Source organism: Paenibacillus tianjinensis (assembly GCF_017086365.1).
Taxonomy (GTDB): Bacteria; Bacillota; Bacilli; order Paenibacillales; family Paenibacillaceae; genus Paenibacillus_AQ; species Paenibacillus_AQ tianjinensis.
On record NZ_CP070969.1, the window covers coordinates 4,943,205 to 4,957,429 of the forward strand.

A 14,225-nucleotide genomic window follows, 5' to 3' on the forward strand; every position below is an offset into this window, starting at 1 on the left:
AAATATAAAAACAGGCTTACAAAATCGCCCGAAAGCAAATTGTAAGCCTGTGTCTGATAATACCGGCGAGAGGACTCGAACCTCCACGGTTTCCCACTCGATTTTGAGTCGAGCGCGTCTGCCATTCCGCCACGCCGGCATAAATTTAATTGTTATTTAAAATAATGGCGCGCCCTGAGAGATTCGAACTCCCGACCTTTTGATTCGTAGTCAAACGCTCTATCCAGCTGAGCTAAGGGCGCAAATAATGGAGCGGACGACGGGAATCGAACCCGCGACCCTCGCCTTGGCAAGGCGATGCTCTACCGCTGAGCCACGTCCGCACACGGTATGTATTCTTATAACACTGTGGGATTCATATCCCTGAAGCCATCTAAATGGCGGAACCGACGGGATTCGAACCCGCGATCTCCTGCGTGACAGGCAGGCATGTTAGGCCAACTACACCACGGTTCCAAATTGGTTGCGGGGGCAGGATTTGAACCTGCGGCCTTCGGGTTATGAGCCCGACGAGCTACCGGGCTGCTCCACCCCGCGTCAGTAAAAGTATTATCTTCCTCAATGGTTCATCTGGTGGAGGCTGAGGGGTTCGAACCCCCGACCCTCTGCTTGTAAGGCAGATGCTCTCCCAGCTGAGCTAAGCCTCCATTGAAAGAAGCAACTTAATGATCTTATCACACATCCCTTATAAAAGCAATCTTTATTAAGGAAAATGGTGACCCGTATGGGATTCGAACCCATGTTACCTCCGTGAAAGGGAGGTGTCTTAACCCCTTGACCAACGGGCCATATCATCAATGTCGTTTGTGACAACAAAAAATATTATACCAATTATTCTGTAAAATAGCAATACTATATTTACCTATTTTTTATCTATGTACTCTGAGGCCATCCTAAAGAAGACAAAACGGCCTCAGAGACCTCTTCTACGCTTAATGCCTCCGTATCTAGATGCCGCTGGAATAACGCCTGTTGTAGCCCGCTAAGGCATCTGTCGATCTGCTGCGCAGCCCAAGAGTCCTCTCTCTCGCCACGGCTCCTAAGCCGCTTTAACAGGGTCTTCCGGGAAGCACATAAGGTGAAATGATGAACTGTAATTTCTTCATTTTGCAGCCTGCCTGTCAATTCCCTAAAATAAGCTGGTTCTACAATCGTCATGGGTACGATAATCGTGCCGTTATATTCAGAATCAATGTGCTTTAACATCGCATAATTGATTTCACGCCAAAGCGGATAATCCTGAAAATCATTTTTGAGCATACCTGTCGGTACATTTTGACTAATATAATCCCCAGCATTCTCAGGATCAAATATAAAGGAATTTGCTATTCTACGGTTCAGCTCTGCAGCAGTTTGTGTCTTTCCGGAACCAAAAGCTTCATTTATCCAAATAATCAACAACATCCCTCCCGTGATTATTCATAACTCCCAGTATAACTAATCCGTAAAACGAACAAAAGACCACTGCTGATAGTATCAACAGTGGTCTTAAGTGCTTGGCGGCGTCCTACTCTCCCAGGACCCTTCGGTCCAAGTACCATCGGCGCTGGAAGGCTTAACGGTCGTGTTCGGGATGGGTACGCGTGGAACCCTTCCGCTATCGCCACCAAACGGGCATTTACAGCGTAAATGCATATTCAGGTCTCAGCATCGCCAAATGCTGAATATCAGGTCTTTATCAGTCAACCGCTAGGGTCTCATGAATCAGAACTTGATTCCTGAAAACTGAATCCCAAACGAATCTGCGTTCTTCGAAATTTGGATAAGCCCTCGACCGATTAGTATTGGTCAGCTCCATGCATTACTGCACTTCCACCTCCAACCTATCTACCTCGTCGTCTTCAAGGGGTCTTACTAATTGGGAAATCTCATCTTGAGGGGGGCTTCACGCTTAGATGCTTTCAGCGCTTATCCCGTCCGTACGTAGCTACCCAGCCATGCTTCTGGCGAAACAACTGGTGCACCAGCGGTACGTCCATCCCGGTCCTCTCGTACTAAGGACAGCTCCTCTCAAATTTCCTGCGCCCACGACAGATAGGGACCGAACTGTCTCACGACGTTCTGAACCCAGCTCGCGTACCGCTTTAATGGGCGAACAGCCCAACCCTTGGGACCTACTTCAGCCCCAGGATGCGATGAGCCGACATCGAGGTGCCAAACCTCCCCGTCGATGTGGACTCTTGGGGGAGATAAGCCTGTTATCCCCAGGGTAGCTTTTATCCGTTGAGCGATGGCCTTTCCATGCGGTACCACCGGATCACTAAGTCCGACTTTCGTCCCTGCTCGACTTGTAGGTCTCGCAGTCAAGCTCCCTTATGCCTTTGCACTCTTCGAATGATTTCCAACCATTCTGAGGGAACCTTTGAACGCCTCCGTTACTCTTTAGGAGGCGACCGCCCCAGTCAAACTGCCCGCCTGACACGGTCCCCGTACCCGCTTAGGGTACCAGGTTAGAACCTAGATACGATCAGGGTGGTATCCCAACGGCGCCTCCGCAGAAGCTTGCGCTCCTGCCTCTACGGCTCCCACCTATCCTGTACAGATCGTACCCAAATTCAATATCAAGCTGCAGTAAAGCTCCATGGGGTCTTTCCGTCTTGTCGCGGGTAACCTGCATCTTCACAGGTATTAAAATTTCACCGGATCTCTCGTTGAGACAGCGCCCAAGTCGTTACGCCATTCGTGCGGGTCAGAATTTACCTGACAAGGAATTTCGCTACCTTAGGACCGTTATAGTTACGGCCGCCGTTTACTGGGGCTTCGGTTCATAGCTTCGGGTTACCCCTAACCACTCCCCTTAACCTTCCAGCACCGGGCAGGCGTCAGCCCGTATACTTCGCCTTGCGGCTTCGCACAGACCTGTGTTTTTGCTAAACAGTCGCTTGGGCCTTTTCACTGCGGCCCCCTCGGGCTATTCACCCTACCGAGGCACCCCTTCTCCCGAAGTTACGGGGTCATTTTGCCGAGTTCCTTAACGAGAGTTCTTCCGCGCGCCTTAGAATTCTCTTCTCGCCTACCTGTGTCGGTTTGCGGTACGGGCACCTTCTCCTGGCTAGAGGCTTTTCTTGGCAGTGTGAGATCATGACCTTCGCTACTATAATTTTCGCTCCCCATCACAGCCCAGCCTTACGATGTGCGGATTTGCCTACACACCAGCCTCACTGCTTAGACGGACATCCATCAGTCCGCGTCACTACCCTCCTGCGTCACCCCATCGCTCATAGCGGATTACGGTGGTACAGTAATTTCAAACTGTTGTCCTTCGACTACGCCTTTCGGCCTCGCCTTAGGTCCCGACTTACCCTGAGCGGACGAGCCTTCCTCAGGAAACCTTGGGCTTTCGGCGGATCAGATTCTCACTGATCTTTTCGTTACTCATACCGGCATTCTCACTTGTATGCTGTCCAGCGCTCCTTACGGTACACCTTCAACCCACATACAACGCTCCCCTACCCCAGATGCAAAGCATCTAGCCATAGCTTCGGTGGTGTGTTTAGCCCCGTTACATTTTCGGCGCAGAGTCACTCGACCAGTGAGCTATTACGCACTCTTTCAATGGTGGCTGCTTCTAAGCCAACATCCTGGTTGTCTGTGCAACTCCACATCCTTTCCCACTTAACACACACTTGGGGACCTTAGCTGATGGTCTGGGCTGTTTCCCTTTTGACAATGGATCTTAGCACTCACTGTCTGACTCCCGGCAAGAAGTTAATGGCATTCGGAGTTTGACTGAGCTTGGTAACCCTTGCGGGCCCCGCACCCAATCAGTGCTCTACCTCCACCACTCCATTCACCGAGGCTAGCCCTAAAGCTATTTCGGGGAGAACCAGCTATCTCCGAGTTCGATTGGAATTTCTCCGCTACCCCCACCTCATCCCCGTATTTTTCAACATACGTGGGTTCGGGCCTCCAGTGCGTGTTACCGCACCTTCACCCTGGACAGGGGTAGATCACACGGTTTCGGGTCTACGTCCACATACTTAGTCGCCCTATTCAGACTCGCTTTCGCTGCGGCTCCGGCTTCTCACCTTAACCTTGCATGTTAAACGTAACTCGCCGGTTCATTCTACAAAAGGCACGCCATCACCCATAGATCGGGCTCTGACTTTTTGTAAGCACACGGTTTCAGGTTCTATTTCACTCCCCTTCCGGGGTGCTTTTCACCTTTCCCTCACGGTACTGTTTCACTATCGGTCGCCAGGTAGTATTTAGCCTTAGCAGATGGTCCTGCTGGATTCATACGGGGTTTCACGTGCCCCGCACTACTCGGGATCCGTCTCGGAGGGAATACAGTTTAGGTTACAGGGCTTTTACCTCTATCGCGGGCCTTTCCAGACCTCTTCACCTACCATATTCCTTTGTAACTCCATGTGAGACGTCCCACAACCCCAAGGGGCAAGCCCCTTGGTTTAGGCTGTTCCGCGTTCGCTCGCCGCTACTGACGGAATCACTATTGTTTTCTCTTCCTCAGGGTACTTAGATGTTTCAGTTCCCCTGGTCTGCCTCTACACACCCTATGTATTCAGGTGTGAGTAACTGCGAATTACCACAGCTGGGTTTCCCCATTCGGACACCCCCGGATCAAAGCTTGCTTACAGCTCCCCGAGGCAGTTTCGTTGTTCGCCACGTCCTTCGTCGGCTCCTGGCGCCTAGGCATCCTCCGTGTGCTCTTATTAGCTTAACCATGCGTTCTCCGTTAGGAAAATCGCCAGCATTGCTATAATTGAAACTTGTTTACACAAGTTCAGCTTAAAGAATGTTCTAAAACGCAAATTCGTTTCGGTATCCAGTTTTCAAGGATCAAGGTACTGCTGAGAGCTTAAACTCTCAAAACTGACCAACGAGTGAGTAACTAACCGACCGGTTAGATTTAAAATTTGAATGTTCTCATTGCAGAGAACGATTCTCCATAGAAAGGAGGTGATCCAGCCGCACCTTCCGATACGGCTACCTTGTTACGACTTCACCCCAATCATCTACCCCACCTTCGGCGGCTGGCCCCCTTGCGGGTTACCCCACCGACTTCGGGTGTTGTAAACTCTCGTGGTGTGACGGGCGGTGTGTACAAGACCCGGGAACGTATTCACCGCGGCATGCTGATCCGCGATTACTAGCAATTCCGACTTCATGCAGGCGAGTTGCAGCCTGCAATCCGAACTGAGACCGGCTTTGCTGGGATTGGCTCCGCCTCGCGGCTTCGCTTCCCGTTGTACCGGCCATTGTAGTACGTGTGTAGCCCAGGTCATAAGGGGCATGATGATTTGACGTCATCCCCACCTTCCTCCGGTTTGTCACCGGCAGTCACTCTAGAGTGCCCAGCTTTACCTGCTGGCAACTAAAGTCAAGGGTTGCGCTCGTTGCGGGACTTAACCCAACATCTCACGACACGAGCTGACGACAACCATGCACCACCTGTCTCCTCTGTCCCGAAGGCCGCCTCTATCTCTAGAGGATTCAGAGGGATGTCAAGACCTGGTAAGGTTCTTCGCGTTGCTTCGAATTAAACCACATACTCCACTGCTTGTGCGGGTCCCCGTCAATTCCTTTGAGTTTCAGTCTTGCGACCGTACTCCCCAGGCGGAGTGCTTACTGTGTTAACTTCGGCACCAAGGGTATCGAAACCCCTAACACCTAGCACTCATCGTTTACGGCGTGGACTACCAGGGTATCTAATCCTGTTTGCTCCCCACGCTTTCGCGCCTCAGCGTCAGTTACAGCCCAGAAAGTCGCCTTCGCCACTGGTGTTCCTCCACATATCTACGCATTTCACCGCTACACGTGGAATTCCACTTTCCTCTTCTGTACTCAAGCCATCCAGTTTCCAGTGCGACCCCAGGTTGAGCCCAAGGTTTAAACACCAGACTTAAATAGCCGCCTGCGCGCGCTTTACGCCCAATAATTCCGGACAACGCTTGCCCCCTACGTATTACCGCGGCTGCTGGCACGTAGTTAGCCGGGGCTTTCTTCTCAGGTACCGTCACTCCGGTAGCAGTTACTCTACCGGACGTTCTTCCCTGGCAACAGAGCTTTACGATCCGAAAACCTTCATCACTCACGCGGCGTTGCTCCGTCAGGCTTTCGCCCATTGCGGAAGATTCCCTACTGCTGCCTCCCGTAGGAGTCTGGGCCGTGTCTCAGTCCCAGTGTGGCCGTTCACCCTCTCAGGTCGGCTACGCATCGTCGCCTTGGTGAGCCGTTACCTCACCAACTAGCTAATGCGCCGCAGGCCCATCCTTCAGTAGCAGATTGCTCCGCCTTTCATCCTTTCTTCATGAGAAGAAAGGAATTATCCGGTATTAGCTACCGTTTCCGGTAGTTATCCCAGTCTGAGGGGTAGGTTGCCTACGTGTTACTCACCCGTCCGCCGCTAAGCTTATCCCGAAGGATAAACTCCGCTCGACTTGCATGTATTAGGCACGCCGCCAGCGTTCGTCCTGAGCCAGGATCAAACTCTCCAAATTGGTATTTAGAAAGAGCGATTGCTCATTTTGAAACATCTGACGAGAATTTGCATTCTCTAATTTTGGATCTCACCGAAGTGATCTCCAGGTACTCACTCGTTGTTCAGTTTTCAAAGATCAAGCTCGCTGTCAGTGATGATTAGCTCGTCACCAGCAACTCTTATAATATATCACGTTTTCCGATTGAATGCAACATTTATTTTTAAGAAAGTTAGCAAATCATATCGGATAATCATGTTCCAGTCCTTCACATTATCTTGCTGTTCCCGACTGGATTTATAATATAACACGACTCGTCCTACAAAAACAACCCATAGCTTTTTCCAATTTTACAAATGAGTACCTCAGAATATCTAAAACTACTATGCATCACTTATACACTATGGGAATGTTAAAGAGCATGTAAGGCTGCTTATATGAACGCAACCTTACATGCTTGCAGAACTAGTGTAGGACTAAGAATGATTAGTTCAAAATCCATGGATTCTTGCTTTTCTTAGCGCTCCCCGACCGGCTGTTCTGATTCCCCCCCTGTTTGGAAGCAGGTTTACCGGACTTGGTACCAGTAAGGCTTGATGTTTTCACCTTAGCTGCTCCTGTTTTATTGCTACGGTTTTTAGTCTTTGTTGCAGCTTCCGTTGTATTAACGGCTGCTTGAGGTGTATGAGGCTCAATAGGCTCAGGCTCCAATATTTCCGGTACCCGGTTATGATGTGCAAAGTTCTCCATGCCCGGATAGGACGGATAGGCAGGAATGCCGGATATCGGGGCGTTTGCATATGTTTCAAATGGCGCTACAGAATTCGCTGCTGCATTAGGCAAGTTACCCGCTCCTACCCCATAAGGAGAGATTACGCCCGGCTGCGGCATATAAACCGGATAACCACCAAAAGCTGGCTGTTCATAACCATAGTGCTGCATAGGAACTTCCCCACCGCAACCACAGGATGGCCATGGCAGATTCATCGTCTGGCCGCCATATTGGGGTACTCCATAAGACGGATAGTCGACAGCTGGACTTACAGCGGTTAATGGCCCAGCAGTGTAATCAGAGGTATAGTTCGGATACCAGGGTTCCTGAGTCTCTGAGACGGGATACATATTACCCGGATAAATATAGGGAGGCATGCTCTCCTGCATATAAGCGGCTGGCTGAATGTAATTCTGCGCGGGATTCACGCCCATCACCGGCATCGCCTGCTCATAATAAGGATATACCTGCGGGCAATCAAAAAGATACGGATTCTCGTTTAATCCGGGGTAACCCGCTGTTTTGTCGCATGGCATTTCCTTATTTGCAGTCCAGTACGCCTGCTGAACCTCCGTTTTGCCTTTCTCCTTAGGCATTTCGTAGGCAACAGCCTCCTGCGCAGGAACCGAGATTTGTACATACAGGCTCTGAGACTCATGGACCATCTGGACAGGTGAGACCTCAGGTGCCTTGTTTACTTCAGGAGCTATGTTCACTACTTCTGGCGATATGTTTACTTCAGGAGCTGTTTTCACTTCTGAAGCTAAGTTCGCTTCAGGTTCTTTAGAGATTACTGGTTCAGGGACAGGTGCAGGCATAGGAGCTGCTTCTTGAACCGCTTCTTCTTTAGGTCCAGTGTATGTTTTACCGCCGACCTTCGTTTTGTCTACCACTGCAGGTGATGTGGCTTCAGGCTGAGGAGGGGTAGTATTGGTTTGAGTGGATTGGGGCTGTATTGGAGTTGCGTTAGACTTTTTAGGAATATTGACGATTTCACCTGTCAGGAGCGCATTGGGGTTTTTAAGCTGCGGATTAGCATCAATCATTTCCTTTAACGTAATCCCCCAAGCCTTGGACAATTTCCAGAGCGTATCTCCTTGTTTAACGGTATGTTTATAGAAAAGCTCACTGTTATCCGGCACTGGTGTCGGAGCGGAAGGGATCTTGACCTTATCCCCTAAGACAAGCACATCAGGATTACTGATTTGCGGATTGGCCTCAATGATTTTTTGCAGCGATACTCCGTACTTTTGCGATAATGCATAGAGCGTATCGCCTTGTTTGACAATGTGTATTTTCACGCAGCATTAACCTCCTAAAAGTGCTTAATTGTTGGAGCGCGTTGCCATCTTTACAGCTGCAAATTCCGGCTCAGGACTTTCTGCACGGATCTCGAGCATCGTTATATGCGGTACAGCCGCCTCCTTCGTTACTACATCTTATGCAGCCCATGGGCGATTGACATCCCTGGAACAAAAAAAATCCTTTCATGTCAGACATGAAAGGATTTTTTGATATCAGCTTAGATCTGTAAAAAGAGACTGGATTAGCCCCAAACCTTATAACCGTCTTTATCTACGGCATTGCGGAATTCTTCAAGCAGCTGCAGCGTAATCGGGCCTGCATGCCCTTCTCCGATAATCCGGCCGTCGATTTCGCGTGCGGCGATAACTTCGGCTGCGGTTCCGGTAAAGAAAACTTCATCGGCGATATAAACGTCATGCATAGTGAAAGGTTCTTCTTTCAGAGGCAGACCCAGCTTCTCGCAGAGCTCGATAATCGCCAGGCGGGTGATGCCTTCCAGCGCTCCCAGGTAGCAAGGCGGTGTATAGACTACTCCTCTTTTGACGATGAAGATATTATCACCGGAGCCTTCGGTTACATAACCCTGGGCGTTCATCATAATCGCTTCATCGGCTTCCGCCAGATTGGACTGGATTTTGACGAGGATGTTGTTCAGATAGTTTAGCGACTTGATCTTCGGATTGAGTGCATCCGGAAGGTTGCGGCGCTGCGAAACGGAGACGGCACGCAAGCCGTTCAGGTAAGCCTGCTCCGGATAGATCGCGAGTTGCTCCACAATGATGATTACACTGGCCTTAGGGCAGCGGCGCGGATCAAGTCCCAGGTTACCTGGACCACGTGAAACGATTAAACGGATATATCCGTTACGCATTTCATTCAGACGAATCGTCTCTGCCATTGCTTCCAGCATCTCATCGTAAGTCAGCGGAATGTCCAGCATAATGGATTTGGCCGAATCATACAGCCTGTCCAGATGCTCTTTGCATTTAAAAATGTTGCCGTTATAAATACGGATGCCTTCAAAAATGCCATCTCCATAAAGAAACCCGTGATCAAATACGGATACCTTTGCATTTCCCTTTGTTACGTGTTGTCCATCCAGATAGATCCATTGCTCAGCCATGAACTTACTGCACCTCCGCTTTCTCTTCCTCATAGGTGTATGTGGGATACGAGCCCAGAACCCGTACCTGACAGCCCAAAGCCTTGATCTCTTCAATCGCAGCAGGTAGCAGGACAGATTCTATCGGTTCCAGCACATCAATGTAGAAATAATAAGTACCCAGTTTCTTCTTCGTTGGCCGTGATTCAATACGTGATAAATTCAGACGCCGCCAGGCAAATGCGGACAGCACCTGATGCAGGGCTCCCGGAAAATCCTCCGGCAGGGTTACAAGAATACTTGTCTTATCACCGGCGCTCTTCTGCGGAAGGGTCAGCTTGTGCGGTCCCACCAACACGAAACGCGTGTAATTGTTATGGTGATCGGTAATCTTGCGGTCAACGATCTCAAGGTTATGCGTAGACGCCCCAAGCGCTGTACCGATGGCAGCCCAGCCTTTGCCGGGATTGTGCTTCACAATTTCCACGGCTTCCGAGGTGCTCCCTACCGATTCCAGATCAGCCTGCGGGGCATGCTCACGGACGAACTGCAGGCATTGTGCCATAGCGACAGGGTGAGAGAGAATCTTCACCACTTTGCTGTAGTCCTTATGCCCGCTGCTATCCATAAGTTCCCCGGGATTACTGATCAAATTCTGAACCGACGGATAAATCCATTCCGCCTGCATAGGCAGATTCACTTCATTAATGAGCCAGTCGATATGCAAACTAACCGATCCCTCGATCGTATTCTCAATCGGAATTACACTGTAATCGGTAGAACCGCCTGCCGTAGAGAGAAAAACGTCGGAAATCAGCTTGTGATGCACGATCCGGACAGGCTCATCACCAAACAAATGCAGCAGCGCTTCGTGGGATACGGTGCCCTGCGGCAATACCGCTATAGACTTCATAACTGTACTTCTCCTTTTATCATATCCAAAAATGAATGGTTTTGCATCCCGTTTCTTTCCAGCAGCTCTGCAGTCACACCGGCACCAGAAGGCGGCAGCCAGCAGGTCTGGGCCTGAATACCGTGCTCAAGCATCGTTTCCTTCAGAAAAAGCTCCAGCTCCTGCTTCTTACTCTCGCTGCGGTCCACCAGACACAGCAGTGTCGGTCCCGCTCCGCTAAGCGCAATGCCCAGCGCCCCATGCTGTGGAGCTTCAGCCAGCAGCTTCTCCATTCCGGGTACAAGCGGTGCACGGTAGGGCTGATGCAAGCGGTCCTGCATGGCCCGGCTGATTAAATCCAGCCTGCCAGTGGCCAAGGCTGCTGTTAAAAGCGAGGTCCGGCTAATGTTATACACCGCATCACTTACGGTAATTTCAGCCGGCAACACCCCGCGGGCCTTGGTCGTTGCCAGCTCGAATTCCGGAATAACGACCAGCACCTCAAGGTCCTGCGGAGGCTCGATCCGGATATAGTCGGCATGGACACCGTCCCACACTGCCGTAATTATGCCCCCGAACAAGGAGGCTCCAACATTGTCCGGATGCTTTTCCAGGGCGCAGGCCATGTCGAACAGTTTCGCGTGATCCAGCGGTGAGCCAATCATAGCATTAGCCGCTGCCATTCCGCCAACGATGGCCGAGGCACTGCTGCCAAGACCGCGTGTCAGCGGAATTTCGGAATACACTGATATCGACAGCTCGGGAATCGAAACTCCGGCTTCGTCGAACACCATTTGCGCCACCTGATAAATCAGATTGCTTTTGTCACCGGCAACCCCGTTCATTGCGTCTCCAAAAAAGTGAAAAACCGTCTCCTCCGCCTCTTCCATCTCAATCCATTCATACAGTGACAGAGCCATCCCCAACGTATCAAAGCCGGGACCCAGATTGGCGGTACTGGCGGGCACTTTTACTCTAGACCTTCCGTACATACTCATAGCTGGTGAAATCTCCTTCATATTTTTTGCGCGGTATAATAGCTGTTCAGAAGGAGTATTATCCCTCTACGCGATAGTGGCTCTTAATCCGATGGATGACCGCAAGCTCCTCGAGATGCCGCATTACTTTATTCATACTCGCCTTACTGGCATTATGCGTTACTATAATAATTTCTGCGTCAGGATTATTCGGATTGGCCTGCTGAACTACAGAATCGAGGCTGACATCATACTCCGCAAACACCTGGGTAATCTTCGCCAGTACCCCCGCTTTATCATCAACATGCAGCAGCAAAAAGTTCTTATAAAAAATAGCTTCGTCGCTCTTAAGTTTCTTCTGTTTGTATGGAACAATTTGCTTCAGGCCATTTACGCCAAGCTTCAGGTTCTTAATCACAGCCACCAGATCGGCGACAATAGAAGTTGCCGTAGGCATGGCCCCTGCACCTGCACCGTAGAACATAGTTTCTCCAACAGCCTGGCCATATACATAAACCGCATTAAATACGCCATTTACAGAAGCTAGCGGATGACTGGTACGGATCATCGTCGGCTGGACGCTAATGCTGAACTCTTCATCCTCACGTTCTGCGATTCCCAGCAGCTTCATATCATAACCAAGCCGTTTGGCAAAAGCGATATCTTCCTTGCTCACACCGGAAATCCCGCTGACACTGACATCATTCAGCTCCACATTTGTGCGGAAGCCGAGTGTGCCCAGAATAGCCATTTTGCGTGCAGCGTCCAAGCCTTCCACATCCGAAGTAGGATCCGATTCCGCATATCCCAGTTCCTGCGCTTCTTTAAGCACATCATTGTAGGAGGCGCCTTCCTGACTCATTTTACTCAATATGTAATTGGTTGTACCGTTCACAATCCCCATGATCTTCATAATCTTGTCGGAGGAAAACCCCTCGATCAATGTGCGGATTATCGGAATCCCGCCGGCTACACTGGCCTCATAAAATACATCACACTGCTTCTCCTGCGCCTTAGCCAAAATTTCCGATCCATGGAGTGCCATCAGGTCTTTATTGGCGGTTACAATATGTTTGCCCCGCTCCAGCGCTTCAAGAATATATTCCTTCGTCCCGGCGATGCCGCCCATCACTTCGACGATCACATCAATTTCCGGATCGCGGATGAGCTCCCAGGGATCTGTAGTGATTTTGGCGGAATCGACTTCGATATCACGCGGCTTATCGGCGTTCTTTACAGCGATGCGTTCAATAATAATCGGTGATCCCACTTGGCTGCTCAAATCCTCCTGATTTCCTTCTACGATACGGACCACGCCCGCACCGACTGTTCCCAGTCCCAATAGTCCAACTTTAACCGGCTTCATTTGGTTCCTCCTAAAAGTTTTATGAAGCTATACTTCCTAGATCATTTCTACGTAATAAAACTTGCTTCGTAAGCATTCGCTTAAGTTTTATGAAGCTATACTTCCTAGATCATTTCTACGTAATAAAACTTGCTTGTTAACCCTGGCCGATGATTACGGCCCGCTTCACACCGGAGATTTCCTTAAGTCCTTCCAGCATGTCGCCCAGTTCTTCATTCAAATGTGAAATTTCCACAGAGATCACGACATTAGCCCGTCCCTGCAGCGGAATACTCTGATTAATCGTGAGCACGTTAGCCCCATGCACAGCGACACAGCCCAGCACTTTGGACAGCATACCGGATTCATGCTCCAGATCAAGCGAAATCGTAACTATACGTTCACGCTCGAGCTGATGGATCAGATGAATACCATCTTTGTATTTATAGAAAGCACTGCGGCTAAGTCCAACCTGTTCTACACCTTCATGTACCGTCTTGGCGTCACCCGCTTCAAGCAGCTGTTTGACCTGCATGGTCTTCAGCACGGCATCAGGCAAAATGTCCTCCCGGACCAAATAATAGCGTTCTTTCACGAACGTCCTCACCCCAAAGACTTTTGTGTTTATATAGTGGACATTATACTTGAAAGGAACTGAAAAAAGCAATACATTTTCATACCGCTATTTAAGCGCTGCAAGCTCCATATTTCGCCGCTGGAGCGTAGCGGAAATACTCTCCGCCAGTTCACTTGCAGACTCTTCCCAATTGTCGCCCGGGCGCTGAAGCGTCATCAGCAGGCTTACCTGATCATGAAGCAAAGATATTTGCTGAGTAAGGATAACCTCAATGGCGAACAGACTGGAATGGGAAACCGGAGCGCTGTATTGAAACCGTTCTTCTAAGCCGGTAACCAGTTCTGTCAGCCATTCCGCTCCAGGATGCCTCCATGTACCGGCAAGCTCCCTTATATCCTGTAATTCCGCCAGATGCTGGCGATGAATCCGCAGAGTATCCTTAGTTTTCTGTAGCTTTACTGCAGTACTCCGGCCGTAAATACCGGCTGCCCCAAGGATAACAGCACTGATAATCAGCTCGGCCAGCTGTGATTCTGAGAAGGCCAGGATCATAAAGGAAAATAATGTGAGAATGACTGCTACAGCGTAAATTAAGCTGACGATACCCGTATAGCGCTTGTTCTTCCGCATAACTTCCCCCTTTAACCATTCCTTCTTGTGCTCCTATACTTGACATTCATTTCCGCTTATTATTGTAAACGATTCAAGGGCTGTTTAGGGTTGTCTGCACGAAAAAAACGCCGGCGGTGTTCTCCCCTGACGGGAAATCACTGTCGGCGTTCCATAACTCTCTGCCTAACCGGCAGATAAATTAT

The 14,225-nt window shown here is 49.9% G+C and carries 8 protein-coding genes, 7 tRNA genes and 3 rRNA genes; all 18 read right to left on the reverse strand.

The features are described 5' to 3' along the window. Positions 1–60: 60 nt before the first annotated feature. Positions 61–139, reverse strand: a tRNA-Leu gene (locus JRJ22_RS22935). A gap of 26 nt (positions 140–165) precedes the next feature. Further along, positions 166–242, reverse strand: a tRNA-Arg gene (locus JRJ22_RS22940). 6 nt (positions 243–248) lie between these two features. Continuing rightward, positions 249–323, reverse strand: a tRNA-Gly gene (locus tag JRJ22_RS22945). Between the two features lie 55 nt (positions 324–378). Then, positions 379–456, reverse strand: a tRNA-Asp gene (locus JRJ22_RS22950). Between the two features lie 4 nt (positions 457–460). Continuing rightward, positions 461–537, reverse strand: a tRNA-Met gene (locus tag JRJ22_RS22955). A 34-nt stretch (positions 538–571) separates the two neighbouring features. Then, positions 572–647 (reverse strand) — tRNA-Val (locus JRJ22_RS22960). 66 nt (positions 648–713) lie between these two features. Continuing rightward, a tRNA-Glu gene (locus tag JRJ22_RS22965) sits at positions 714–788 on the reverse strand. A gap of 85 nt (positions 789–873) precedes the next feature. Further along, positions 874–1,398, reverse strand: coding sequence for a DEAD/DEAH box helicase family protein (locus JRJ22_RS22970; RefSeq protein ID WP_206101663.1), 525 nt, complete (start codon positions 1,396–1,398; stop codon positions 874–876). 96 nt (positions 1,399–1,494) lie between these two features. Next, a 5S ribosomal RNA gene (gene rrf / locus JRJ22_RS22975) occupies positions 1,495–1,611 on the reverse strand. 147 nt (positions 1,612–1,758) lie between these two features. Next, positions 1,759–4,684 (reverse strand): 23S ribosomal RNA (locus JRJ22_RS22980). A gap of 229 nt (positions 4,685–4,913) precedes the next feature. Then, positions 4,914–6,461: ribosomal RNA gene (locus JRJ22_RS22985) — 16S ribosomal RNA — on the reverse strand. Together the 16S, 23S and 5S rRNA genes form the textbook arrangement of a ribosomal RNA operon. Positions 6,462–6,926: 465 nt before the next feature. Beyond that, positions 6,927–8,513, reverse strand: a complete 1,587-nt coding sequence (locus tag JRJ22_RS22990; protein ID WP_206101664.1) for a LysM peptidoglycan-binding domain-containing protein — start codon at positions 8,511–8,513, stop codon at positions 6,927–6,929. Between the two features lie 245 nt (positions 8,514–8,758). Further along, the gene (ilvE, locus tag JRJ22_RS22995) at positions 8,759–9,640 is read right to left on the reverse strand and encodes a branched-chain-amino-acid transaminase (RefSeq protein ID WP_206101665.1); all 882 of its coding nucleotides are present in this window, start codon (positions 9,638–9,640) and stop codon (positions 8,759–8,761) included. Between the two features lie 4 nt (positions 9,641–9,644). Further along, the gene (gene pheA, locus JRJ22_RS23000) at positions 9,645–10,532 is read right to left on the reverse strand and encodes a prephenate dehydratase (protein ID WP_206101666.1); all 888 of its coding nucleotides are present in this window, start codon (positions 10,530–10,532) and stop codon (positions 9,645–9,647) included. Further along, positions 10,529–11,509 carry a homoserine kinase gene (gene thrB / locus JRJ22_RS23005; protein WP_206101667.1) on the reverse strand — a complete coding sequence of 327 codons (981 nt, stop codon included), beginning with the start codon at positions 11,507–11,509 and terminating at the stop codon, positions 10,529–10,531. The genes pheA and thrB overlap by 4 nt, the downstream gene beginning before the upstream one ends. A gap of 58 nt (positions 11,510–11,567) precedes the next feature. Next, positions 11,568–12,854 (reverse strand): homoserine dehydrogenase, encoded by a 1,287-nt coding sequence (locus JRJ22_RS23010; protein WP_054942694.1) that lies wholly within the window; start codon positions 12,852–12,854, stop codon positions 11,568–11,570. Between the two features lie 136 nt (positions 12,855–12,990). Continuing rightward, positions 12,991–13,428 (reverse strand): ACT domain-containing protein, encoded by a 438-nt coding sequence (locus tag JRJ22_RS23015; RefSeq protein WP_206101668.1) that lies wholly within the window; start codon positions 13,426–13,428, stop codon positions 12,991–12,993. An 87-nt stretch (positions 13,429–13,515) separates the two neighbouring features. Then, the gene (locus JRJ22_RS23020) at positions 13,516–14,040 is read right to left on the reverse strand and encodes a hypothetical protein (protein WP_206101669.1); all 525 of its coding nucleotides are present in this window, start codon (positions 14,038–14,040) and stop codon (positions 13,516–13,518) included. Positions 14,041–14,225: the final 185 nt, after the last annotated feature.